We start from the raw sequence: 24,255 nt of genomic DNA, 5'->3' as shown, positions 1-24,255 counted from the left end.
ACCGGGCAATCTAATCGAATTCTTCGATCAATAAAGCTCAATCGCCGCGCTTGATGGCATCAGGCTTCCCCGTCAAAAATCGCCGTAACAGAGGGAGCCAGCATGTCGAATTTGCCGTCTCACGCGCGCGTCGTGATCATTGGTGGGGGAGCCGTCGGTGCCTCCTCGCTGTACCATCTTGCCAAGGCCGGTTGGACCGACTGCGTGCTTCTTGAAAAGAACGAGCTCACGGCCGGCTCCACCTGGCATGCGGCCGGCAACGTGCCGACCTTCTCCTCATCCTGGTCGATCATGAACATGCAGCGCTATTCGGCCTCGCTCTATCGCGACCTGGGTGCGCTCGTCGATTACCCGATGAACTATCATGTGACGGGCTCCATCCGCCTCGGCCATTCGAAGGAGCGGCTGCAGGAGTTCAAGCGCGTCGTCGGCATGGGCCGCTACCAGGGCATGGACCTCGATATCCTGACGCCCGGGGAAATGCGCAGCCGCTATCCCTTCCTCGAAACGCATGACCTGACGGGCGCGCTTTACGATCCCTATGACGGCGACATCGATCCGGCGCAGCTGACCCAGGCGCTCGCCAAGGGCGCGCGCGACATGGGCGCGAAGATCATCCGCTTCTGTCCCGTGACCGGTGCCCGGCGCGAAAGGGATGAATGGGTGGTCGAGACGGCGCAGGGCGAAATCCGCTGCGAATATGTCGTCAACGCCGCTGGCTACTACGCCCGCGAGGTCGGGAAGATGTTCGGCCGCGACGTGCCGATGATGGTGATGAGTCATCAGTACATTCTTTTCGACGAGATCCCGGAGCTTGCCGCCTGGTCGAAGGAGGTTGGGCACAAGCTGCCGCTCCTTCGCGATGTCGACTCCTCCTATTATCTCCGGCAGGAGAAATACGGCATGAATCTCGGGCCATACGAGAAGAACTGCCGCGCTCATTGGGCAACACCGGATGACCCGATGCCGGAGGACTTCTCCTTCCAGCTCTTCCCGGACGATCTCGAAAGGCTGGAATGGTATCTGAACGATGCGGTCGAGCGCGTGCCGATCCTGGGAACGGCAGGTCTTTCGCGCGTCATCAACGGACCGATCCCCTATGCGCCGGACGGCAATCCGCTGATCGGGCCCATGCCCGGCGTGCCGAACGCCTTCGAAGCCTGCGTCTTTACCTTTGGCATCTGTCAGGCCGGCGGGGCGGGCAAGGTGCTCGCCGAATGGGTGACCGAGGGCCGGACCGAATGGGACATGTGGTCCTGCGACCCGCGCCGCTACACGGACTATACCGACCAGGACTATTGCATCGCCAAGGGCATGGAGATCTACGGCCACGAATATGCAATGCATTTTCCGAAGCACTACTGGCCGGCCGGGCGCGGCAGGAAGCTCTCGCCGATCCATGATCGCATTGCGGCGCTCGGCGCTCAGTTCAAGCCCTATAACGGCTGGGAACGCGCCATGTGGTACGCGAAACCGGGCGACGACACGTCAGAGGCTGCGACGCAGACCTGGGGAAGGGAAGGCCCTTGGGCGAAGCGGATCGAGGAGGAGTGTCTCGCCGTGCGCGATGCTGCAGGCATTCTCGACCTGCCGGGCTTCTCGCGCTTCCGGCTGAAAGGCGAGGGCGCGCGCGAGTGGCTCTCCGGCCTCATCACCGGCCGCGTACCGAAGCCCGGCCGCATCGGGCTGGCCTATTTCGCCGACGACAAGGGCCGCATCCTCACCGAAATGTCTGTCATGGCGATCGAGGAGGATTTCTTCTTCCTGATCACCGCGGCGACGGCGCAGTGGCATGATTTCGAGTGGCTGCGGAAGCATCGCCCGGCGGACGCCGCCTTCACGCTTGACGACGTGACGGTGAAATTCGCCTGCCAGATCCTGACGGGGCCGAAATCGCGCGCGATCCTGGCCGAGGTCTCGGACGCCGACCTTGCGAAGGGGTGGCTGACGCATCAGACGGCGCAGATCGCCGGCCGCTATTGCCAGCTTGTACGGGTCTCCTTCGCCGGCGAACTCGGCTGGGAGATCCACACGAAAGTGGAGGATACCGCCGCGGTCTTCGATGCCGTCTGGGACGCCGGGCAGAAGCACGGCCTCAAGCCCTTCGGCATGGAGGCGCTCGACAGTCTGCGCATCGAGAAGGGCTACCGCGCCTGGAAGGGCGATCTTTCCACCGATTACACGGTTTTGCAGGGCGGGCTCGAACGCTTCGTCGACTGGGCGAAGCCGGATTTCAAGGGCAAGGCGGCGCTGGAGCGTGAGAAGCAGCAGGGCGTCACGAAGCGCTTCGTGACGCTGACGGTCGAGGCCGGCGACTGCGACGCGCCCTACATGTCGACGCTCTGGTCGGGCGGCGAGGTCGTCGGCGAGACCACGTCCGGAAACTGGGGCTACCGTACCGGCAAGTCGATCGCACTCGGCATGCTGCGCGCCGATCTGGCCGTTCCCGGCCAGGAGGTCGAGGTGGAGATTTTCGGCGACCGCTTCAAGGCTATCGTCCAGCCGGACCAGCCGCTCTGGGATCCCTCGAATGAAAGACTGAAGGCATGACGAAGCCCATTCCCGCAAAAGCGCGTGTCGTCATCATCGGCGGTGGCGTTTCCGGCTGCTCGGTCGCCTATCACCTGGCGAAGCTCGGCTGGACCGATGTGGTCCTGCTCGAGCGCAAGCAGTTGACCTGCGGCACGACATGGCATGCGGCCGGTTTGATCGGCCAGCTGCGCGCGTCGCAGAACATGACACGGCTCGCGAAATACTCGGCCGATCTTTACGTGAAGCTCGAGGCGGAAACCGGCATCGCCACCGGCATGCGCCAGAACGGCTCGATCACCGTCGCACTGACGGAAGAGCGCAAGGAAGAGATCTACCGGCAGGCCTCGCTGGCGCGCGCCTTCAACGTCGATGTACGCGAGGTCACGCCCGACGAGGTCAAGGAGCTTTACCCACACCTCAACGTCTCCGACGTGAAGGCGGCGGTTCACCTGCCGCTCGACGGCCAGTGTGATCCGGCCAACATCGCCATGGCGCTTGCCAAGGGTGCGCGGCAGAACGGCGCGACGATCGTCGAGGGCGTGAAAGTCACCTCGGTCTTGAAGAAGGACGGCCGAATAACCGGCGTCACCTGCGAGCAGAACGGCGAGAGCTTCACGATCGAGACGGAGAATGTCGTCAACTGCGCCGGCATGTGGGGCAGGGAGCTTGCCCGGCAATCCGGCGTCACCGTGCCGCTGCACGCCTGTGAGCACTTCTATATCGTCACCGAAGCGATACCTGGTCTCAGCCGCCTGCCGGTGCTGCGCGTGCCCGACGAGTGCACCTACTACAAGGAGGATGCCGGCAAGATGCTGATCGGCGCCTTCGAACTCAAGGCGAAGCCCTGGGGCATGGAAGGCATCCGCGAGGATTTCTGTTTCGACCAGCTGCCGGAGGACTTCGACCATTTCGCCCCGATCCTCGAAATGGCCGTCAACCGCATGCCGATGCTGGAGACGGCCGGCATCCACACCTTCTTCAACGGCCCGGAAAGCTTCACGCCCGACGACCGTTACTATCTGGGCGAGGCGCCGGAACTCAAGGGCTACTGGGTGGCAGCCGGCTACAATTCGATCGGGATCGTCTCCTCGGGAGGCGCCGGCATGGCGCTGGCGCAGTGGATGAACGACGGCGAGCCGCCCTTCGATCTCTGGGAGGTCGATATCCGCCGGGCGCAGCCCTTCCAGAAGAACCGTTCCTACCTGAAGGAACGGGTCAGCGAAACGCTGGGTCTGCTTTACGCCGATCATTTCCCCTATCGCCAGATGGCGACCGCCCGCGGCGTTCGCCGCTCGCCGATCCACGAACAACTGAAGGCGCGCGGAGCCGTTTTCGGTGAGGTCGCCGGATGGGAGCGGGCAAACTGGTTCGCAAGGGACGGCCAGGAGCGCGAATACCGCTATTCGTGGAAACGGCAGAACTGGTTCGAAAACCAGCGGGAAGAGCATCTCGCCGTCCGCAGCGGGGTTGGCCTTTTCGACATGACCTCCTTCGGCAAGATCCGCGTCGAAGGCCGCGATGCGCTGGCTTTCCTGCAGCGGCTTTGCGCCAATGAGATGAATGTCGACCCCGGCCGTGTTGTCTACACCCAGATGCTGAACGCCTGCGGCGGCATCGAGAGCGACCTGACCGTCACGCGGCTTTCGCAGACCGCCTTCTTCCTCGTCGTGCCGGGGGCCACGCTGCAGCGCGATCTTGCCTGGCTGCGAAAACATGTGCGCGACGAGTTCGTGGTGATCACCGACGTCACCGCTGCTGAAAGCGTGCTCTGCGTCATGGGGCCAAGGGCACGCGAGCTCATGCAGAAGGTGAGCCCGAGCGATTTCTCCAACGAGGCGCACCCCTTCGCCACCGCCCGCGAGATCGAGATCGGGATGGGCCTCGCCCGCGCCCACCGCGTCACTTATGTCGGCGAACTCGGGTGGGAGCTTTACGTCTCCACCGACCAGGCGGCGCATGTGTTCGAGACGCTGGAACTGGCGGGGGCCGATGTTGGGCTGAAGCTCTGTGGACTTCATACGCTCGATAGCTGCCGGATCGAGAAAGCCTTCCGGCATTTCGGCCACGATGTCACCGACGAGGATCATGTGCTCGAAGCGGGGCTCGGCTTTGCGGTGAAGCCCGGAAAAGGCGAGTTCATCGGACGTGAGGCGGTGCTTGCAAAGCGCGACAACGGACTTTCGCGCCGGCTGGTGCAGTTCCGGCTTTCCGATCCGGAGCCGTTGCTCTTCCACAACGAAGCGATCGTGCGCGACGGAGAGATCGTCGGCACGATCACCTCGGGCAATTACGGCCACCATCTCGGGGGTGCGATAGGGCTCGGCTATGTGGCGTGCAAGGGTGAAAGCGAAGCCGATGTGCTGGCTTCGGCCTACGAGATCGAAATCGCCGGAACGCGGGTCAAGGCCGAGGCTTCGCTGAAGCCGATGTACGACCCGAAGGCGGAGCGGGTGCGGGCCTGAAAAAGGCTGCCCCTCATCCTCGCGCTAAACCCGAGGAGAGTGGCAAAGAACAAGACGACGACAGCGCCATTGGGAGATGAATGATGGCTGAGGAATGCGCAGTTGCGGGTTCGAGACGGTCCGGCGGACGGGCGGCGCGCGTTGCGCTTCGTTCGTCGCCGCTTGCCGAAAACATCCGCCCCGTCCGTCCGGGCCTTTCCGGCGGACAGTACAAGCCGCTGACGGAGGCCAACGTCAGACGGATTCACGAGGCGGCGCTCGATGCGCTGGAACAGATCGGCCTTGCCAACGCGCCGCAATCCGGCGTCGAGATCATGACCGGCGCCGGGGCCATCCTCGGCGAGGATGGACGACTCCGCTTCCCGCGTGCACTGGTCGAGGACATGCTGGCCATCGCCGCGCGCGACATCACCCTTTACGCGCGTGATCCGAAACAGGATCTCGAACTCAGCGGCACGCGCGTCTATTACGGTACGGCCGGCGCGGCGGTGCACGTGGTCGACGTCGAGAAGCGCGAATACCGCGAATCGACCGCCAAGGACCTCCTGAATGCGGCGCAGCTCGTCCATCGCCTGGACAATGTCCATTTCTTCCAGCGAGCCATGGTCTGCCGGGACGTTTCCGACAATTTCCTGATGGACATCAACACGCTCTATGCCTGCTGCGCCGGAACGACGAAGCATGTCGGGACGAGCTTCTCCGATCCCTCGCATGTGGAGGGCTGCTTCGATCTCATCCACATGATCGCGGGCGGCGAGGACAAGTGGCGGGCGCGGCCCTTCGTTTCGAACTCGAACTGCTTCGTCGTGCCGCCGATGAAATTCGCCGAGGAAAGCTGCATCACCATGGAGAAGTGCATCCGTGGCGGCATGCCCGTCCTGCTGCTATCCGCCGGACAGGCGGGGGCGACTGCCCCGGCGCCGCTCGCGACCGCCATCGTGCAAGCGGTTGCCGAGTGCCTTGCAGGCGTCGTCTACGTCAATGCGCTTTCGCCCGGCCATCCGGCCGTCTTCGGCACCTGGCCGTTCGTCTCCGATCTGAGGACCGGCGCCATGTCCGGCGGCTCCGGCGAACAGGCATTGCTGACGGCCGGCTGCGCGCAGATGCACCAATTCTATCGCCTGCCTGGCGGCGCCGCCGCCGGCATCGCGGATGCGAAGCTTCCCGACATGCAGGCCGGCTGGGAACAGGCGATCTCCAACGTGATGGCTGGGCTCTCGGGGCTCAACATGGTGTACGAGGCGGTCGGCATGCATGCATCGCTCCTCGGCTTCTGCCTGGAGTCGCTGGTGCTCGGAGACGACTTGCTGGGCCAGGTGCAGCGCTGCATCCGCGGCATCGATGTCACCGAGGATTCGGTTTCGCTCGAAACCATGCGTTCGGTCTGCCTCGACGGCCCCGGCCACTATCTCGGCCATCCGCAGACGCTCGGCCTGATGCAGACGGAATATATCTATCCGGCGGTCGCCGACCGCACGAGCCCGAAGGAATGGGTCGAGATCGGCCGGCCGGATCTCGTCGCCCGCGCCATCGAGAGGAAGAACCGCATCCTCGCCGATGCCGCTCCGTCGCTGATCGCGACGGAGGTCGACCGGGCAATACGGGAGCGGTTCGGGATCTATTGCTGAGACGATTGTTCATGCGTTTAGTGGCAGCGATTTGCCCCCTCTCCTCGGGTTTAACCCGAGGAGAGCCCCCTTCCCGCAGGCGGGGAGAGGGGACGACCTCCAGCAGCGGTGAGGTGGAATGGGTCGGCGCCGTGCGTCCCTTCGCCCCGCTTGCGGGGAGGAGGTGCCGGCAGGCGGATGAGGGGCGGATGCAGGCGAGACCGTCGTAAATCACCGTCGGCTCGAGCCCCTGACCTCACTCACCCTATAGCTCCATTTCGGAGCGGTCGGCGCTTCATCCGGTCGGAAGGGAAAGGTGAGGAACGTCTCGAACGGGCGGCTCTGGCCGCCCGGCACTCTCAGCAGGATGAGCGCGGTGTCGTCGCCGATGTGCCTGCAGGCGTCCTGCGGGCAATCCTCGAGCGTTACGGTCAAGCGGAAATATTCGAGCGCCAAGTCCGACGCATTGGCGGCAGTGCCGCGAACGCGATAGCTGCGCCTCGTCTGGCTTGGCTCGACAGTCATATTCTCGAGCACGATATCGTCGGCGGTGAGCCCGGTTTCAGGCTGGTCCGGAGCAGGCGCTGGGACCTCGTCCGGAGCACTCTCGTTCAGCCAGACGAGGAAGGCGGCGCTGAGGACGAGCGCGACCGCAATCGAAAGAACCGGTTCGATCCAGCTGCGGAAGCGACCGTAACGAGCCGCGAGATACACGATCGCCAAGCCCAACGGTAACGCAATCAGCCATGCCATGAAGATCCTCCTGGGAGAACCTTATATAGGGACGCGCGGCGCTGGCAATCGTTCGCGCCTGCCTCGACCCTTCTGCCTCGCAGAGGCCGCAACACTCAGCCGAAGCTCATTTCTTCAAGCTTATCCAATAGGAACCTTCGAAAGGTACCGCCGCGAAACGCCGGTTGATCTCGGCGAGCGTGGCGGCGGGATCGACATCGGGAAAGAGATCGGGGCGCAGCCACGAGGCGAAGGCCTCCGCCGCGACGATGTTCAGCGGAACGGCGTTGAAAAAATTCCAGAGGCCGTGGACACGCCCGTTGCGAACGGCGGCTATGCTCGCCATCACCGGCTTGTCCACGGATTCGGTCAGGGTTGTTTCCGCCTCTTCCGCCGTGATGCCGGGGCCGATCGAAAAGCCGCTGTATTTGCCGCCGGGCGACGAGGTGGCGATATAGACATCCGGATTCTCGGCCATCACCGCTTCCGCGTTCATCATGCCGCCCGGACGCGGCAATGCGCCCTCGGCGATGTTGCGGCTGCCGGTGATGGCGATGAACTCGCCGAGGCCGCCGACCCCATAGGCCCAGCAGCAACGGTCGGGCGCCGGGAAAGCTTCCATGAGAACTTTCGGCCCCGGCTCGGAACTCCCGGCGACGCGCTCGCGGATCCGGGCAAGACGCTCCTCGTAGAAGCGGGCGAAGTCTTCCGCCTGTTCTTCTCTCTCGAAGACCTTGCCGAGGAGACGCATGTTGTCCGGCGTGTTCTTGAGTACCTCGTTGTTGAAGTCGACGACGATGACCGGCACGCCGGTGCTTTCGAGATATTCCATCGCGCGCCGGCCCGCCTCGGTGTCCGCCTGCCAGTTGGCGAGGACGGCAAGATCGGCCTTGAGCGTCAGGATGGTCTCGAAGGAGAGTCCGGGGCCGCTTCCGTCGTCGATCAGCGGCACATCGGCGAGCTTCGGGAACTTGCGCAGATAGCTTTCGTAGATCTCGGGATTGTCGCCCTTCATGTCGCCGGACCAGCCGGCGAGAAGGCTTACCGGGTCCGGATGAATGAGCGAAAGGGCCACGAGATTGAAGCCGGTGCCGAGCAGTACCGCTTTGGGCGGTGCGGGGATCGTAACCTGTCGTCCGACGGCATCGGTGACCGTCATCGGCCATTGTGCCTGCGCCAGCGCGACGAGCGGCGAGAAGGCGATCGCCAGGAAGGCAAGGACGCGAACGAGGCTTCGGCGGCAGAGCAGCAGACGAGACAAGGCTATTGTTTCCTTTGGCTTGGAAGGGCGCAGAGGCTGCCGCAGCTCGGGATGCCCGGGAGGAGATATCTCAGGCAGCAGATCTTGCGCCGGCAGACGCGCGTCCCGTCCTCTTCCTCCTGGCGCAGACAGTCGAAGAAAGGATTGGGAGCGCCGTTGGGCATCAGCCGGCGACCGACCATCGCATCGGCCTGGTCGCTCATGGGGTCGGTCCCGGCGGTTCGAAGCGCATAATCGATGTAAACGGCGGCATTGTTCCAGGCGAGCCTGGGCGATATACCGCCAACCGCCTTGAGATGCGGCACCACTTTGGCAAGGTGCTCGTCCATGAGCGAGCCGATCAGGGCGAAGATGTCACGCCCGTCATCGTCGCGCCACCGACCTGCAGTCGCGACCCCGAAGGCGCGGGGCAGTCCGTCGTCGGAGAGCGCCACCGTCATCTGGTCGAAATCCGCCGGCAGCGCCTGGTGGTCCAGCACCCGGGCGACGACATAGGGGATGGTCAGGGCGGAGAAATAATAGAGCGACCACATGGAGGCCACGGCGCGGCGGTCCGTGCCGCCGGAGGCCCCGGCATAGTGCGAGAGCGTCCGGTCGAAGGCGCCGGAGGCGAAGAAGTCGGACAGCGGAATGCCGTCGGAAAGATTCTCCGACAGCATCATCTTCTCGTTGCACCAGGCATGCGGTCCCGCAAAGGCCGCCGACAGACCTTTCGGCTCGTCGATTACCGCCATGCTTTCATGCCCGGCTGTTGTCATGTCGCTTACCAGTTATAGCGCAGCGAGCCGATAACGGTGCGGCCCTGATCGCGATGGCAGTAGCCGGCGGTGCACACGGCCTCGCGGCGGTCGAACAGATTGGTGGCATTCACCTGCAGATGCAGACCCTCATATTTCTGGTCGATCGCTGCGAAGTCATAGCCGATGGAAGCATCGAAGAGAACACGCGAACTATTCTTGGAGGTGTTTTCGTCATTGCTGTAACTAGATCCGACGAAACGCGCGCCGCCGCCCACGCTAAGACCGGAAAAAAGGCCATCTTCCGGAAGTGTATAGTGGGCCCAAATGGATGCCATGTGCTGTGGTGCGGAAGAGACATAATTGCCAATCGTGCCTTCTGGGCCCTGAATGATCTTCACGTCGGTATAAGCGTAAGAAGCGATCAGGGAAAGACCGTTGTCAAGGCTGGTGTTCGCTTCGATCTCGAACCCTCTCGACCGCAGCTTACCGCGCTGAACCTGAATGTTGGTGACGCCGTCCGCTTCAAAATAAAGGCCATTCTTCTGATCGATGTTGAAGAGAGCGGCGGTAATCAGCGTGTTGCTGTTCGGCAGGAGGTACTTGACGCCGATTTCCTGCTGTTCGCTCTCGGTCGGTTTGAACGGCTGCTTCGTTTCCTGGTTGAGGCCGGCATTGGGCGTGAATGCCGTCGAGTAACTTATATAGGGGGCAAGTCCGAAGTCAGTCTGGTATGTGAGCCCTACGCGGCCGGAGAACTCCTTGTCCTTCTGTGAAACCGATGTCAGCGTTTCGGTGGTAAGGTCGGTAGTGTCCGTGTCGGTCGAGACCCAGTCGTAGCGCCCTCCGACCGTCAACGTCCAGGCGTCGTAGCGGATCTGGTCTTGCAGGTATGTGCCGACCTGCCACTGGTCCTGGACCGTACGCGTGTTGAAATCAATGGCGTCGACCGGACGCCCCTGCGTCGGATTCTTGGTATCGAGCGGCGGTGACACGCCGCGCCCGTCAAGCGCGCGGAAACGCAGCTTCGTATAATCGAGGCCGGCAAGAAGGGTATGCTCGATGGCGCCCGTGTCGAACTTGGCTTCGAGCTGGTTGTCGATCACGAACGCCGTCAGCCGCTCGTCATATGTGCCGGCGCTGCTGTCGAGCAAAGTCGGATCATCAGCATTCGGCGCATAGGCGAAATCCCAGTCCGCGTCGATGTTCAGAGTGGATATGCGTGCGTTCTGGCGGAAGACGAAGGTGTCGTTCAGCCGGTGCTCGAACTCATAGCCGATGCGCCCCTGCTTCTGTATCGAGTCGTTGAAATCAGGATTGCCTGCGAAGATGTCGGTGACTTCGCCGGTAAATGGATCGTTGTAATAGGTCGCGGTTCCCCCGGTCTTCGTGCGCGAATACTCTCCGAGAACGGTCAGCTTCGTGTCTTCGTCCGGCTTCCAGGTAAAGGCCGGAGCTATATAGGCGCGGTCGTCGGCGACGCCGACCTGCTCGGTATCGGCGTCGCGAAGCAGCCCGGTCAGGCGGTAGTAGACGGGGTCGGTCTCGTTCACCGGGCCCGAAAAATCGAACTGGCCCTGATAGCGGTCGTGATTGCCATATTGAAGCTGCACCTCTCTGAGCGCGTCTTCCGTCGGCCGCTTGGTGATGAGGTTGTAAAGGCCGCCGGCTCCGGTTGCGCCGTAAAGGGCAGAGGAGGGCCCGCGTAGGATCGAAACGCCTTCGAGGCCGTAGGGTTCGTTCTTGAAGACCGAGTCGACGGCCGCCGGCTGGCGGAGATTGTCGCGGAAGATGCCGGTAAAGGTCACATCGAAACCGCGGACGAAGAATGCGTCGAAGCGAGGGTCGAAGCCATAGGCGCCGACGCGCGTGCCCGGCGTATAGGCGAGCGTCTCCAGCAGCGTCTGCGGGTTGCGGTCCTTCAATTGCTGTTCGGTCACCGTGGAGATCGATTGCGGCGTCTCCAGGAATGGGGTGTCGATCTTGGCGCCGGTGGCGCTGCTGATGCCGACATAGCCGTCGGCGGTGATGACCCCGCCGCTGCCGTTGACCACCAATGTTTCGAGGGCGGTGGAGTCGCCATTGGAAGCGGTCTCCTGCTCTGCTTCCTGCGCCTGTGCGGTAGCGACGAGGGCAAGGGCCGACGTGCCGGCGAGGGCAAGGCGGATCAACGGCAGGCGGAGGGCGGACTTCGAGGGCATGCGACGCAACCTTAAACATTATATTTGATAAGGTGAGCTAATCACTCATGATTATGCTGAACGCAAGCCGTTTTCATGACTTTTTAAGTCATGTTCACAATGTTGTGGGAAATGTGCAACAGCAACGTGCGGGTGCGTGCGTCGGAGCGCGCTTTTGCCCCTCTCCTCGGGTTAACCCGAGGAACTCTCCCCGCGAGCGGGGCGAGGGAACGAGTGCGAGGCTGCCGCGACTTCCCCTTCGCCCCGCCTGCGGGGAGAAGGTGGCCGGCAGGCCGGATGAGGGCTTCGCCGGCAAATTCAGCCGTGATTGATCATGATGTGCCGGACGGCGGTGTAGTCCTCCAGCGCATAGACCGACATGTCCTTGCCATAGCCGGACTGTTTGATGCCGCCATGCGGCATTTCGTTGGTCAGCATGAAATGTGTGTTGATCCAGGTGCAGCCATATTGGAGGCGGGACGCGGCCCTCATCGCCTTGCTGATGTCCTTCGTCCAGACCGATGAGGCGAGGCCGTAATCGCTGTCGTTCGCCCAGGCCACGGCATCGTCCTTGCCGGTGAAGCGCGTGACGGAGACGACCGGGCCGAAGACTTCGCGGCGGACGATCTCGTCCTCCTGAGTGGCGCCCGCGACGACCGTCGGCTGGAAGAAGAAGCCTTCGTCGCTGCCCGTGCGGCCGCCGGTGGTGATCTCGATGTGCTTCTGGTCGGCGGCCCTTTCGACGAAGCTTGCCACGCGGTCGCGCTGGCGCCTGGAGATCAGCGGACCGATCTCGTTTTCAGTGTCGTCGTCGAGATTGTAGCGGATTGTGGAGACCGCCGAGGTGAGGTCGGCGACGAGTTTCTCGTAGATGCCGGCTTCGGCATAGATGCGGCAGGCGGCGGTACAGTCCTGCCCGGCATTGTAGTAGCCGAAGGTGCGGATTCCGTTGACGACCGCCTCGAGGTCGGCGTCGCCATAGACGATGACCGGCGCCTTGCCGCCGAGCTCGAGATGGGTGCGCTTTACCGTCTTGGCGGCGGCCGCGAGCACCTTCTTGCCGGTGGCGATGTCGCCGGTGATCGATACCATGCCGACCTTCGGATGGTTGATCAGCGCGTTGCCGACGGTCTCGCCGCGGCCGGTGATGACGTTGACGACGCCTTCGGGGAGAATGTCGGCGATGAGCCGCGCAAGTTTCAGCGCCGTCAGCGGCGTCTGTTCGGATGGCTTGAAGACAACGGTGTTGCCGCCGCCGATCGCCGGCGCCAGCTTCCAGGCCATCATCATCAGGGGATAGTTCCACGGCGCGATCGAGCCGACGATGCCGATCGGATCGCGGCGGATCATCGACGTGTGGCCCGGCAGATATTCGCCCGCCGCCGGTGCATGCAGATTGCGCACCGCACCGGCGAAGAAGCGCCAGCAATCGATGATCGCAGGCAGCTCGTCGTTCTTCACCGCATTGATCGGCTTGCCGCAGTTCAGCGCCTCAAGGGCGGCGAATTCGTCGGCTTCTTTCTCGATCGCATCGGCGATCTTCAAAAGGGCGTTGGAGCGTTCGGCCGGCGTCGTCTGCGACCAGCCGACGAAGGCGCGCTCGGCAGCGTCGACGGCTGCGTCGATCTGCGCGTGGGAGGCCTCGGCGAGGTCGATGATCCCGGCGCCCGTCCGCGGATTGAGGATGTGTTCCTCGGCCTCGGTTCCGGCTTCGAAGCGCGATCCGATCAAGAGCTGGGTGTCCATGTCTGTTCTCCCTTCAAGTGCGAAATGTCATTTGCCGGCGCCGGCGATCTGGTCGCCGTCGCGGGTCAGGTAATAGGCGCCGAGGATCGGCAGGAAGGTGGCCATCACGACGACCATCGCGACGACGTTGGTAACCGGGCGCTGGCGCGGGCGGATCAGCTCTTCCAGCATCCAGATCGGCAGGGTCGATTGCTGCCCGGCCGTGAAGGTCGTGACGATCACCTCGTCGAAGGAAAGCGCGAAAGCGAGCATGCCTCCGGCAAGCAGGGCCGTGCCGATGTTCGGCAGGATCACGTAGCGGAAGGTCTGGAAACCGTCGGCGCCGAGATCCATGGAAGCCTCGATCAGCGAGCCGGAAATCCGGCGGAAACGGGCGACCGCATTGTTGTAGACGACGACGATGCAGAAGGTCGCGTGGCCGAGCACGATCGTCCAGAAGGAGAAGGGGATGTCGGCCATGGAGAAGGCGGAGCGCAGCGCAATGCCGGTGATGATGCCGGGAAGCGCGATCGGGAGGATGACGAGGAGCGAGATCGTCTCGCGGCCGAAGAAACGGGTCTGGCTGACGGCAGCGGCGCAGAGGGTGCCGAGGACGAGGGCTACCGCCGTCGCGATCGAGGCGACCTTGACGGAGAGCGTCAGCGCCGCCCAGACATCCGGCCGGTTCCAGGCGACGGCGAACCATTGCGTGGTCAGCCCCGGCGGCGGAAACTGGTAGCTCTTCTCCTCGGTCGTGAAGGCGTAGAGAAAGATCAGCAGGATCGGCAGATGCATGAAGGCGAGGCCGGCGGCGGCCGCGATCTTCAGACCCAATGGAGCGGAGTTCGCCTTCTCAGAGCGCATCGAAGGCCCCCATGCGTTTGGCCATCCAGAGATAGGCGCCCATGATGACGATCGGCACGACCGTGAAGGCGGCGGCGAGCGGAATGTTTCCGGCGGTGCCCTGCTGCGCGTAGACCGCCTGACCGATGAAGAGCCGCGAGGAGCCGACGATCTGCGGGATGATGTAGTCGCCGAGCGTCAGCGAGAAGGTGAAGATCGATCCGGCGACGATGCCCGGCAGCGCCAGCGGAAAGAGCACATGGCGGAAGGTCTGGGCGGGCGTTCCGCCGAGGTCCGACGAGGCTTCGATCAGATTGGCCGGCACGCGCTCGAGCGCCGCCTGGATGGGCAGGATCATGAACGGCATCCAGACATAGACGAAGACGATGAAGGTGCCCGTATAGCTGACGGACAGCGAATTGCCGCCGACGACGGGAAGAGAGAGCCAGGCATCGATCAGCCAGAGAAGGTTCAGCTTTCCGAAGAACCAGGTCAGGATGCCTTCCTTTGCGAGGATCAGCTTCCAGGCATAGATCTTGACGAGATAGCTCGACCAGAGCGGCAGCATGACGGCGAGATAGAAGAGCGCCTTCCATTTCCCCCGCGCGTAGCGGGCGGCGTAATAGGCGATCGGAAAGGCAATGAGTGCCGAGACGAGCGTCACCAGAGCGGCCATCGAGACGGTGCGGATGATGATGTCGAGATTGGATTCGCTCAAGAGCTGCCGATAGGTGGCGAGCGTGAACTCGTAATTTATGAGCCCGGAGAAATCGTCGATCGAGAAGAAGCTCTGCAGAAGCAGCGCGAAGAGCGAACCGAGATAGACGATCCCGAGCCAGAGGAGCGGGGGTGCGAGAAAGATCGCAAGCAGCACATGCGGGTGCCGCCAGAAGAAATCCGAGAGGCGGCCCGCCGTGCTGCGGCGTTGCGGAAGAATGATGCTTTCGGCGACGATTGTCATGCGTCCTCCATTGGGTGGAGGTCGTGCGCGGCGAAGCTGATCGTGACCGGACTGCCGACCGCTGGAACGCCACGCGCCGCCGGGCTCGCCACGGCGATGCGGGCACCCTCGACGTCGATCAGGATGCGGTTGGTGGCGCCGAGGAAACTCTGCGAAGCGACAGTGCCGGAAAGGCTCAGCGCTCCGTCGCTCGGCGGCGCAATGGCCACAGCCTCCGGGCGCAGGCTCGCGAAGGAAGCCTTCAGCCCCAGTCGGCGGCAGAGGTCCTCGGAAAGCACGTTGGAGGAGCCGACGAAATCGGCGACGAAACGGGTCTGCGGACGGTTGTAGACCTCCTCCGGGCTTCCCAGTTGCTGGATACGGCCCTCGTTGAAGACGGCGATCCTGTCGGCCATCGAGAGCGCTTCGCCCTGATCATGGGTGACGAAGACGAAGGTGATGCCCAACGACTTCTGCAGCGTCTTCAGTTCCTCCTGCATCTGTTCGCGCAGCTTCAGATCGAGCGCGCCCAACGGCTCGTCGAGAAGCAGAACCTTCGGCTTGTTGACGAGCGCGCGGGCGAGCGCCACGCGCTGGCGCTGGCCGCCTGAAAGCTGTCCGGGCCGGCGCGTGCCGTAGCCCGGAAGCTTCACCATGGCGAGCGCATCCTCGGCCGCCCTGCGGCGCTCCTCGCGTCCGACGCCCTTGACCATCAGGCCATAGGCTACGTTGTCGAGAATGGAGAGATGCGGGAAGAGGGCGTAGTCCTGGAAGACGGTGTTGACGCTGCGCCGGTAGGGCGGCACGCCTTCGGCGGTCTCGCCGAAGATCTCGATGTGGCCTCCGGTCGGCTGCTCGAACCCTGCCATCAGCCTCAGGCAGGTGGTCTTGCCCGAGCCCGATGGACCGAGCATCGCGAAGAACTCGCCCTCGGCGATCTCGAGGTTCACGCGATCGACGGCACGCACGGCGCCGAAATAGCGGGAAACATTGTCGAAGAGGACGGCGGCGTTCATTGCGATACTCCAGGAGATTTCGGCGAGATTTCGGCCCCTCATCCGGCTGCCGCCACCTTCTCCCCGCTTGCGGGGAGAAGGCGACTCGGGGCTCCCTCTCGGGCTTCATTTCATCGAGCGGGCGCGGCTTACTCGTCCCCTCTCCCCGCCTGCGGGGAGAGGGCTAGGGTGAGGGGCAAACGCTTGCGCTGAAGGCAGGGCTTACCGCCCGCCGATCACACCGATATAGTCGGAGACCCAGCGATGATAGGGCACGCACTCGCCCTGGCTTTCGCATTTCGTCACCGGCGTCTTCCAGAACTTGACCTTCTCGAAGTCGTCGTAGCCGTTGGTCTTGCAACCTTCGTCGGTCAGAAGCTCGTTGCCCTTGCAGGCGGCACCGACGGAGGGGTTGGCACCGAACCAGGCGGATACATCTCCCTGGACTTTCGGCGAGAGCGAATGCTCCATCCACATATAGGCGCAGTTCGGATGCTCGCTGTCGGCATGCAGCATTGTCGTATCGGCCCAGCCCGTCACGCCTTCTTCCGGGATGACGGAGGCGATCGGCTGCTTCTCGGCCTGCATCAGGTTGACCTGGAAGGGCCAGGAGCCGGAGGCGACGACGCCCTCGTTCTTGAAGTCGTCGATCTGGATCATCGCGTCGTGCCAGTAGCGGCCGACGAGGGTGCGCTGGGTGCGCAACAGATCGAGTGCGGCCTTGTACTGATCTTCGTTGAGCTCGTAAGGATTCTTGATGCCGAGATCGGGCTTGTGCGCCATCAGGTAGTTGGCGGCGTCCGCGACATGGATCGGGCCGTCATAGGCCTGGACGCGGCCCTTGTTGGACTTGCCGTCGGGCAGCGTCATCTCCTCGAAAACGACTTTCCAGCTCTTCGGCGGCTGATCCTTGAAGGCTTCGGTATTGTACATCAGCACGTTCGGGCCCCAGACATAGGGGGTGCCGTAGTGGACGCCGTTGGCGGTGTGCCACGGCGCGTTCTGCATGCGCTCGTCGATCGTCTTCCAGCTGGGGATGAGATCGGTATTGATCGGCTGGACCCGCTTTCCAGCGACGAGGCGCAGCGATGCGTCTCCGGAGGCGGTCACCAGGTCGAAACCGCCTTCGTTCATCAGCGCGACCATTTCGTCGGAGGTGGCCGCCGTCTTGACGCTGACCTTGCAACCGGTCTTCTTCTCGAAATCAGTGACCCAGTCGTAATTCTTGTCGGTCTCGCCGCGCTCGATATAGCCCGCCCAGGCGACGATCGAGAGCGCACCTTCGCCCTGACCGAGCTCTTTCAGCGGCTCCTGCGCCAGCGCAGGGGCGGCGAGGCCCAGCGACAGGGTAAGTGCGGTGCAGGATTTCAGGATCTGCTTCATCGGAAGTCTCCCCAGTTTCATGCCGTTAGCGGCTTTGTTCCCGGATCGAAGCGTGCCTTGGTTTCTCCGTATTCGCAAATTCATTAATCAGAATGCCGATATCGGCATTTCCGATATCTGAGTTCATCGCGGGCGGGCGCTGCGCAGCGCTTCGGCGACGCCGACGAAATCGCGCGCGGACTGTGGCAGGCTCGAACCCTTGCGCCAGACCATGCCGACCTGCACCACCGGCAGCGCCCCGGAAACATCGCGGCTTTCGATCCGGTCGCCTTCGAGCGACCAGGGGCGGTAGACGAGGTCAGGCAGAAGCGCGATGCCGGCGCCGGTCGCGACCAGGCTTCTGACCGCTTCAACCGAACGGGTGCGGAAGGCGACATGCGGACGCGCGCCGAGCGCCGTCAGGAGTTTGCCGGTATTCTCCTCGATCTCGTCCACGGTCAGCATGATCAGCGGCTCACGGGCGATGTCCTCGACCGAGATGATGTCGGCGCTGACGAGCGGATGGCCGATCGGCAGCCACAGGCGGTAAGGAGAGGTTTCGAGGATTTCCGCTTGCAGCGCCATGCGGTCGCGCAGATTCGAGATGACCATCACGGCGACGTCGAGCTCGCCGCCGATCAGGAGGTGCTCGAGATAGGAGCCATTGTCCTCGATGGCGCTCACCTCCACGCCGGGGCAGGCGCGGCGGTAGCGCGCAAGCAGGTCGGAGAGCACGTAGCCGGCGACGAGGGACGTGACGCCGAGATTGAGCTTGCCGCCGCGTTCCTCGCGGCTGTCGGAGAAGCTGCGCCGCGCATCGGAGACATCGGCGAGGATCTTGGTCGCGTGGCGCAGAAACTGATGCCCGTTATGGGTGATCGCAAGGCCGCGGGGGTGCCGGTCGAAGAGCTCGACGCCGAGATCGGTTTCGAGCTCCTTGATTGCCTCGGTGATCGATGATTGAGAGATGGAGAGGTTCTGCGCCGCGCGGGTGACCGAGCCCTGCTCGGCGACGGCGACGAAATATTGCAACTGCCGGAGTGTGAATGCCATGTGCGAATTAACACCGTGCGCCGCAGGGAACGCAAGCACGGCGTGAACGGCGGCAGGGCTGACGCATTTCGTCGTGCACGCCGGCGCGACACTGTTAAGGTGCGGTGAGGGGGGAACAGGATGGATTCGAAAACGACAAAGCCAATGCCTACGGAAGCGGGGATTCGCGCCTTTCACGAACGTTGCAAGGCGTTCTATCCCGCCGATGCGGTCAACGCCTCCGTCGAGCAGCAACGGCAATGGTATGATGCACTCTGCGCCGAATTCGACGCGCCGTCTCCCGAAGGGCTGACCCGGCGGGACGAGCGGGTGGCTGGGCGAATTCCGGTGCGGTACTACCGTCCGGCGGAGGTCGCGAGCGAGACGCGCGTCTTCTATATCCATGGCGGCGGCTTCGTCGTCGGCTCGCTTGAGAGCCACGATGCGATCTGCGCCGAGCTTGCCCATGGTGCGCAAGTGGAGCTGGTGTCGGTGGACTATCGCCTTGCCCCCGAACATCTATGGCCCGCAGCCTTCGAAGACTGCTGCGATGTGCTCGAAGCGCTTCTTGCCGATGGGCGCCCGCTCGTCGTCGCCGGCGACAGTGCCGGCGGCAACCTGTCAGCCGGTATCGTACTGAAGGCGAAGGCTGAGGGGCTCGCCGGCATCGTCGGCCAGGTCCTGATCTATCCCGGCCTCGGCGGCGATCTGACGCGCGGCTCCTATGTCGAGATGGCCCAGGCGCCGCTGCTTTCCACCGCCGACGTCGACTATTACCGCGAGGTGCTGAAGGCACCGGCGGATCAACCCTTTGCGCACCCGCTGAAGGCCGCGGACCTGTCCGGGCTTCCCCCGGCCTATATCACTGGAGCCCATTTCGATCCGCTCCGGGATGATGCACGCGCCTATGCAGCCCGGCTCGCCCAGGCGGGCGTGGACGTCACCTACCGGGAAGAGCCGCAGATGGTCCATTCCTGGCTCCGGGCGCGCCATATGAGTCCCGGTGCGCAGGAGGGCTTCGCCCGTCTGGTGCAGGGTGTGGCAAGGTTGGTCGGCACGGCTTAACCCGTGTTTGCCCCTCTCCTCGGGTTTAACCCGAGGACTAGCCCTCTCCCCGCAAGCGGGGCGAGGGGACGAGTAGGCCGCGCGCGCTCGATGAATAAGCGCGGAAGAGCGCCTCGAGTCTCCTTCGCCCCGCTTGCGGGGAGAAGGTGCCGGCAGGCGGATGAGGGGCGGTCGCGCGCCGATCCCTCACATGAAATCCCGCCGGATCCGCTTCTCGAAGGTCTTCTCGAAGATCTTCGTTTCATCCTCGAAAGCCTCGACCTTGGCGGAGGTGATCCACTCGGTTTCCGTACAGCCGAGGCGGGAGGTCGAGACGGTCTTCAGCGATTGCTGCCCACGCCGCGCGATGCAGGTCCAGGTCGAAGCGCCCGTCATGGAGTGCGGATCGTCCGGTGCGATCGTCCAGGTTTCGTCGCGGATGTCCTGCGTCGCATTGCCGGTGCCGGGATGCTCGACGAGGCCGGTATTCTCGTAGATCCGATAATGCGTCCGGCCCTTGGTCATGTCGCGTTCGACGGTGCGGCGCGTTTCGGCCGGTGAATGCTCGATATAGTGCGGCAACGGGTCGGGATTGGCCGGCTGCGGCACGACGATCTCGCGATGGTCGCCGAGAAGCGGCAGGGAAAGCGAGACGCTGGCCGTGTCGATCGTGACGCCCGGATCGGTCGGCGACGGCAGGATGATCGGCCAGTAGGATGTCGACAGCGACAGCCGGATGCGGTGGCCGGCACGGAAGCGGTAGCCGCAGGCATCGAGCACCAGGGTGACGCGCGTCTTGCGGTTCTTCTCCATCGGCACCGGCTTGGCATTGCCGTTGCGGTGCGCCAGGTTGAGAACGCCGAAGGCGACGCGGGTCGACGTTCCGTCCGGATGGACATCGACGATACGCGCGGCGAGATTGGCGGTTTCGGCACTGCAGGAAAGCTCGAGGTCGAGCACAGGCTGGCCGAGATAGTCCTCCGCCTCGAGCAGCGGGTGCGTGTCGAAAGTGAGCGAGCCCGCATCGTCGATGCGCTGGTTGCCGGGCATCTCGGCGTCCGGTTTCAGCGTGAAATACTCACCGGCAGCGGTGCCGGTATCGAGCGGCGAACGCAGGTAAACGTCGCCGATCCCGCGCCTGGATGGGGAACCGGCCGCCAGGCCTCCCTCGCTCGAAACCGCGAAGGTCCGCATTTCCGGCGTGGTCCAGACGTCCTTGGCGATCCAGCGGCCCGGGTCTTCATTGCGCCTGACCGCGGGCCTCGGACCGTCGAGGATATAGGCGCGCATCTGCGGCAATTGCTCGGCATCGTTCTTTTCGCCGCGAAGCCAGCGGTTCCACCAGCGGATCGCCTCTCCGAGAAAGTCTGCTCGCGGCTTCGGCCAGGCGAAATGCGGATATTTGTGGACCCACGGGCCGATGAGCGCCTTGGACTTGCCGCCGAGCCCCTCGACCGCCTTGATCGGCGTGTTGCGGTAGCCGTCCGCCCAGCCGGCGATCACCAGCGCGGGGATCGGAAAGCCGTCGAAATCCTCTGAGATCGAGCCATGCCGCCAGAAATCGTCGCGGCGCTGGTGTTCCAGCCATTCCTCCAGGAAGAAGGGCTCGTTCTCGAGGCGCTCCAGCCACATCTCCCGCCAGCGCTCGCCGACGAGTTCCGGGTCGGGCGATCGGGACTGGTAGGCGAGCATGGTTGCCGCCCAGGAGAGTTGCGCCGAGAGATGGCAGCCGTTCTTGTAGTGGATGTCGTCATTGTAGCGGTCGACGGTCGAGGCGATCGAGATCACCGCCTTGAGGGCCGGGGGCTTGAGGGCCGCCACCTGCAGACAGTTGAAGCCGCCCCAGGAGATGCCCATCATCCCGACCTTGCCGTTCGACCAGGGCTGTGCCGCAATCCATTCGATGATCTCGCAGCCGTCGGAGAGTTCGCGCGGGGTATATTCGCCGTCGATCACGCCCTCGGACTCGCCCGAGCCGCGGATGTCGACGCGAACGCCGGCGATCCCGGCGGCCGCGAAGGCAGGGTAGGTGGATTCGTCCCGTGCACAGGTCCCGTCGCGCTTGCGGTAGGGCAGGTATTCCAGGACTGCCGGCACCGGCTTCTGCTCGGTGCCCTCAGGCATCCAGATGCGCGCGGCAAGCCGGGTCCCGTCCTCCAGGGTTATCCATTCGTTTTCGATGACGGTGAAATTACGCTCGGCCATGTTGGCTGCCTCCGATCGGTGCTTGACTGTTGAGACGCGAGGCGCAGGCGGCGAACCACCTGCACCTTCCCGTTGCACTTTAGCTGTCGAACCAGACGCGGCTTCCGACGTAGCCGTTGGAAAGGTCGTTGCCGATGTCGTGCACGAAGCCTTTCAGCGAAGCGGAGGCGGCGTTCACATAATCATTGAAGACCGGCAGGATGAGGCCGCCTTCGTCGCGCACCATGAGTGCCATGGTGTGGTAGAGCTCCTTGCGCTTGGTTTCGTCAAGTTCGGAGCGCGCCTGCAGGAGCAGCTTGTCGAAGTCCTCCCGCTTGAAACGCGTGTCGTTCCATTCCGCACTCGAAAGATAGGAGGTGGAATAGCGGGAATCCTGCGTCGGGCGGCCGCCCCAGTAGGAAGCGCAGAAGGGCTGGACATTCCAGACATTGGTCCAGTAGCCGTCTTCCGGCTCGCGGCGTACTTCGATTTCGATACCGGCCTTGCGGGCGCTTTCCTGGAAGAGGACCGAGGCATCGACCGCGCCCGGGAAGGCGGCATCGGAGGTACGCAGCAGGATCGGCCGGTCGTGGCCGGACTTCTTGTAATGGAAGGCGGCCTTGTCGGGGTCGTAGGCGCGCTGCTCGATGCCTTCAGGTGCCAGCGCGTAGTTTTCGTTGACCGGATAATCGTTGCCGAGCGTGCCATAGCCGCCGAGCACGCGGTCGAGAATAGCCTGCCGGTCGATCGCATATTTCAGCGCGAGCCTCAGGTCGTTGTTGTCGAAGGGGGCCGTGTCGCAATGCATGAGGAAGCTGTAGAAGCCCTTGCCCGAGGTCTGCAGGATCTCGACGCGGGGCGCACGCTTCAGAAGCGGCACGGTCTTCGGATCGACGCCGTTGATGAAATGCACCTGCCCGGAGGAAAGTGCCGCAATGCGGGCCGTGTTGTCGTTCATGACGATGATCTCGACGCTGTCGACATAGCCGCGGTCCGAACGCCAGTCGGCGGTGTTCTTCTCGAAGGTTGCCCGGATGCCGGCCTCATAGCTTGCAAGCTTGTAGGGCCCGGTGCCGATCGGCGAGGCGGGGTTGTCGCCGCCGCCGCCGGGCTGGATGATGAGATGATAGTCGGTCAAGAGGAGCGGCAGGTCCGCATTGCCTTCCGTCAGCGTCAGGACGAGGTCGCCGGCTTTTTCCTCGATCGTCTTGACGGACCGCATCAGCCCGAGCGCTCCCGACTTGGAGCCTTCGTCGGAATGCCGCTTCAATGTTGCGATCACGTCCGCGACGGTCAGTTTCTTGCCGTCGTGGAAAGCGATGTCGTTCCGGACCTTGAACGTCCAGACCGAAGCATCTGCCGACGACTCCCAGGAGGAGGCGATCGCGGGCAGCGGAGCGCCGGTCTCGGGGTGGGACTCGACCAGCGTGTCGCCCCAGAGATGGCCGATCACGAAGGATACCGAACCGCTATAGCTTGCCGGATCGAGCGAATCGGTCGTCGCTCCGCCGTCGAGGCCGAGCTTCAGGTGCCCGCCGCGTTTGGGCTCCTGCGCTCGTGCCTCGCCCAAGCCGATGGAGCTCCCGATGCCGGCGGCGAGGCCGAGCGCTGCCGTGCCTGCGAGGAAGCCGCGCCGGTTGATGCCGGCCGGTACGATGAGGCCGTCGGGACGCTTCGTGAATTCGGTCATTTCCAGTTCCCCTTGCGTGTTTTGTTCGAGAGAAACCTAGCGCCTGCCGGGCACCAGACAATTTCGCGACTTGACGCGTTTTTTCGCTGGTTTACGCTACCCGCAATCCGAGGGGTGGAGCACTTGCAGCAGGACGACACATTCGCAACAAATCTGCGTTTTGCCTGTGCGACGCGGCGCTCGATCTCGCAGGTTTGCCGGGAGATCGGCATCAACCGTCAGCAGTTCAACCGCTACATCAATGGCGAGGCGCGGCCTTCCGCTCACAATGTAGCGCGGATCGCGGCGTTCTTCGGGCTTTCGGCCGAGGATTTCTCACTGGCGCCGAAGCTCTTCGAGGCCCGCATGATCCGCCCCGAACGACACCGTCTGGAAGCGGGTCAGCTTCTGGAAGGATTTCCGGGCGATGCCGCAGCCCTTCGCCACCATTTTGGCTACTACCAGACCTATCACCTTTCGCTCTCCTGGCCCGGTTTCGTCGTCTGTTCCTGCGCGCATATCTATGAGGAAGGTGGCTCGATCCGGGTGAAGTCGATCGAGCGCATTCGCGATAAGGCGAACGAGATCGAGCAGTTCTCGAAATATGTCGGCCTTGTCACGTTCTGGCGAAACCGCATCTTCATAGCCGAGCGCACGGTGGGGCAGGCGTCGATGCTGGCGCAGACGATCCTGATGCCATTCGAGGTGCACCAGCGGGTCTATCTGCGCGGCACCACGATGGGGGTCTCGTGGCGCAAGGAGAACCTGCCCTACGCCTCGCGGATGATCTGGCGTCATATCGGGCTGGACCCGGACAAACGCCAGATGCTTTCGCGCTGCGGGCTGCTTCCTTTCGGATCGCGGCATCTGCCTTCTGCGGTCCGGCGTTTCCTGGAGGCGCCGGAGGCCGAGGTGCTGACCATTCCGGCGGAATACTGACGAATGCGCGT

The 24,255-nt window shown here is 63.6% G+C and carries 17 protein-coding genes; 5 read left to right on the top strand and 12 right to left on the bottom strand.

Going from position 1 to position 24,255, the window contains the following annotated elements; genetic code table 11:
- Positions 1 to 102 precede the first annotated feature (102 nt).
- The 3 genes from PZL22_RS13030 (at position 103) to PZL22_RS13020 (ending at position 6,622) form a co-directional block, all read left to right on the top strand.
- Positions 103 to 2,550, top strand: coding sequence for a GcvT family protein (locus PZL22_RS13030; protein ID WP_003534210.1), 2,448 nt, complete (start codon positions 103 to 105; stop codon positions 2,548 to 2,550).
- Positions 2,547 to 4,994, top strand: coding sequence for a GcvT family protein (locus tag PZL22_RS13025; protein WP_284718688.1), 2,448 nt, complete (start codon positions 2,547 to 2,549; stop codon positions 4,992 to 4,994). Before PZL22_RS13030 ends, PZL22_RS13025 begins: the two co-directional genes overlap by 4 nt.
- A gap of 83 nt (positions 4,995 to 5,077) precedes the next feature.
- The gene (locus tag PZL22_RS13020) at positions 5,078 to 6,622 is read left to right on the top strand and encodes a trimethylamine methyltransferase family protein (RefSeq protein ID WP_003534213.1); all 1,545 of its coding nucleotides are present in this window, start codon (positions 5,078 to 5,080) and stop codon (positions 6,620 to 6,622) included.
- A gap of 210 nt (positions 6,623 to 6,832) precedes the next feature.
- On the opposite strand, the gene PZL22_RS13015 is transcribed toward PZL22_RS13020, so the two are convergent.
- The 10 genes from PZL22_RS13015 to PZL22_RS12970 form a co-directional block, all read right to left on the bottom strand.
- On the bottom strand, positions 6,833 to 7,354 hold the full coding sequence (locus PZL22_RS13015; RefSeq protein WP_003534215.1) for a hypothetical protein: 522 nt from the start codon (positions 7,352 to 7,354) through the stop codon (positions 6,833 to 6,835).
- A gap of 106 nt (positions 7,355 to 7,460) precedes the next feature.
- Positions 7,461 to 8,594, bottom strand: a complete 1,134-nt coding sequence (locus PZL22_RS13010; RefSeq protein ID WP_003534217.1) for an ABC transporter substrate-binding protein — start codon at positions 8,592 to 8,594, stop codon at positions 7,461 to 7,463.
- Positions 8,595 to 8,596: 2 nt separating this feature from the next.
- Complete coding sequence (gene fhuF / locus PZL22_RS13005) at positions 8,597 to 9,328, bottom strand: siderophore-iron reductase FhuF (RefSeq protein WP_003534219.1); 732 nt, start codon at positions 9,326 to 9,328, stop codon at positions 8,597 to 8,599.
- A gap of 29 nt (positions 9,329 to 9,357) precedes the next feature.
- The gene (locus PZL22_RS13000; RefSeq protein WP_003534221.1) at positions 9,358 to 11,532 is read right to left on the bottom strand and encodes a TonB-dependent siderophore receptor; all 2,175 of its coding nucleotides are present in this window, start codon (positions 11,530 to 11,532) and stop codon (positions 9,358 to 9,360) included.
- Between the two features lie 297 nt (positions 11,533 to 11,829).
- Positions 11,830 to 13,257: a gamma-aminobutyraldehyde dehydrogenase gene (locus PZL22_RS12995; protein WP_003534222.1), complete on the bottom strand. Its 1,428-nt coding sequence runs from the start codon at positions 13,255 to 13,257 to the stop codon at positions 11,830 to 11,832.
- 27 nt (positions 13,258 to 13,284) lie between these two features.
- Entirely contained in the window at positions 13,285 to 14,100 is an 816-nt protein-coding gene (locus PZL22_RS12990) for an ABC transporter permease (RefSeq protein WP_010969816.1), read from the bottom strand.
- The gene (locus PZL22_RS12985) at positions 14,090 to 15,040 is read right to left on the bottom strand and encodes an ABC transporter permease (RefSeq protein WP_003534226.1); all 951 of its coding nucleotides are present in this window, start codon (positions 15,038 to 15,040) and stop codon (positions 14,090 to 14,092) included. Before PZL22_RS12985 ends, PZL22_RS12990 begins: the two co-directional genes overlap by 11 nt.
- Positions 15,037 to 16,035, bottom strand: a complete 999-nt coding sequence (locus PZL22_RS12980) for an ABC transporter ATP-binding protein (protein ID WP_013844659.1) — start codon at positions 16,033 to 16,035, stop codon at positions 15,037 to 15,039. The genes PZL22_RS12985 and PZL22_RS12980 overlap by 4 nt, the downstream gene beginning before the upstream one ends.
- 201 nt (positions 16,036 to 16,236) lie before the next feature.
- On the bottom strand, positions 16,237 to 17,397 hold the full coding sequence (locus tag PZL22_RS12975) for an ABC transporter substrate-binding protein (protein WP_003536635.1): 1,161 nt from the start codon (positions 17,395 to 17,397) through the stop codon (positions 16,237 to 16,239).
- Positions 17,398 to 17,520: 123 nt separating this feature from the next.
- The gene (locus PZL22_RS12970; protein WP_003536639.1) at positions 17,521 to 18,429 is read right to left on the bottom strand and encodes a LysR family transcriptional regulator; all 909 of its coding nucleotides are present in this window, start codon (positions 18,427 to 18,429) and stop codon (positions 17,521 to 17,523) included.
- 120 nt (positions 18,430 to 18,549) lie between these two features.
- Here PZL22_RS12970 and PZL22_RS12965 point away from each other — a divergent pair, with 120 nt between their 5' ends.
- Positions 18,550 to 19,473 carry an alpha/beta hydrolase gene (locus tag PZL22_RS12965; RefSeq protein WP_003536640.1) on the top strand — a complete coding sequence of 308 codons (924 nt, stop codon included), beginning with the start codon at positions 18,550 to 18,552 and terminating at the stop codon, positions 19,471 to 19,473.
- A 186-nt stretch (positions 19,474 to 19,659) separates the two neighbouring features.
- Here the strand turns inward: PZL22_RS12965 and PZL22_RS12960 are convergent, their stop codons facing one another.
- Together PZL22_RS12960 and PZL22_RS12955 are read right to left on the bottom strand one after the other, a co-directional pair.
- Positions 19,660 to 21,657 carry a CocE/NonD family hydrolase gene (locus PZL22_RS12960; RefSeq protein ID WP_003536642.1) on the bottom strand — a complete coding sequence of 666 codons (1,998 nt, stop codon included), beginning with the start codon at positions 21,655 to 21,657 and terminating at the stop codon, positions 19,660 to 19,662.
- A 79-nt stretch (positions 21,658 to 21,736) separates the two neighbouring features.
- A complete protein-coding gene (locus PZL22_RS12955) occupies positions 21,737 to 23,326 on the bottom strand; it encodes an ABC transporter substrate-binding protein (RefSeq protein ID WP_003536644.1) in 1,590 nt (529 codons plus the stop codon).
- Positions 23,327 to 23,449: 123 nt separating this feature from the next.
- On the opposite strand from PZL22_RS12955, the gene PZL22_RS12950 reads away from it, so the two are divergent.
- Positions 23,450 to 24,244 carry a helix-turn-helix domain-containing protein gene (locus tag PZL22_RS12950; RefSeq protein ID WP_003536646.1) on the top strand — a complete coding sequence of 265 codons (795 nt, stop codon included), beginning with the start codon at positions 23,450 to 23,452 and terminating at the stop codon, positions 24,242 to 24,244.
- The last annotated feature ends 11 nt before the right edge of the window (positions 24,245 to 24,255 follow it).

The organism is Ensifer meliloti (assembly GCF_030064585.1).
Classification (GTDB): domain Bacteria; phylum Pseudomonadota; class Alphaproteobacteria; order Rhizobiales; family Rhizobiaceae; genus Sinorhizobium; species Sinorhizobium meliloti.
This window is presented reverse-complemented; position numbering and strand designations above follow the sequence as displayed.

Coding starts and splice junctions, on each gene's coding strand:
- PZL22_RS12955 (WP_003536644.1), bottom strand. CDS start 23,326: ATGACCGAATTCACGAAGCGTCCCGACGGCCTCATCGTACCGGCCGGC.
- PZL22_RS12990 (WP_010969816.1), bottom strand. CDS start 14,100: ATGCGCTCTGAGAAGGCGAACTCCGCTCCATTGGGTCTGAAGATCGCG.
- PZL22_RS12995 (WP_003534222.1), bottom strand. CDS start 13,257: ATGGACACCCAGCTCTTGATCGGATCGCGCTTCGAAGCCGGAACCGAG.
- PZL22_RS12965 (WP_003536640.1), top strand. CDS start 18,550: ATGGATTCGAAAACGACAAAGCCAATGCCTACGGAAGCGGGGATTCGC.
- PZL22_RS13015 (WP_003534215.1), bottom strand. CDS start 7,354: ATGGCATGGCTGATTGCGTTACCGTTGGGCTTGGCGATCGTGTATCTC.
- fhuF (WP_003534219.1), bottom strand. CDS start 9,328: ATGGCGGTAATCGACGAGCCGAAAGGTCTGTCGGCGGCCTTTGCGGGA.
- PZL22_RS12985 (WP_003534226.1), bottom strand. CDS start 15,040: ATGACAATCGTCGCCGAAAGCATCATTCTTCCGCAACGCCGCAGCACG.
- PZL22_RS13025 (WP_284718688.1), top strand. CDS start 2,547: ATGACGAAGCCCATTCCCGCAAAAGCGCGTGTCGTCATCATCGGCGGT.
- PZL22_RS12970 (WP_003536639.1), bottom strand. CDS start 18,429: ATGGCATTCACACTCCGGCAGTTGCAATATTTCGTCGCCGTCGCCGAG.
- PZL22_RS12980 (WP_013844659.1), bottom strand. CDS start 16,035: ATGAACGCCGCCGTCCTCTTCGACAATGTTTCCCGCTATTTCGGCGCC.
- PZL22_RS13000 (WP_003534221.1), bottom strand. CDS start 11,532: ATGCCCTCGAAGTCCGCCCTCCGCCTGCCGTTGATCCGCCTTGCCCTC.
- PZL22_RS12975 (WP_003536635.1), bottom strand. CDS start 17,397: ATGAAGCAGATCCTGAAATCCTGCACCGCACTTACCCTGTCGCTGGGC.
- PZL22_RS13030 (WP_003534210.1), top strand. CDS start 103: ATGTCGAATTTGCCGTCTCACGCGCGCGTCGTGATCATTGGTGGGGGA.
- PZL22_RS12960 (WP_003536642.1), bottom strand. CDS start 21,657: ATGGCCGAGCGTAATTTCACCGTCATCGAAAACGAATGGATAACCCTG.
- PZL22_RS13020 (WP_003534213.1), top strand. CDS start 5,078: ATGGCTGAGGAATGCGCAGTTGCGGGTTCGAGACGGTCCGGCGGACGG.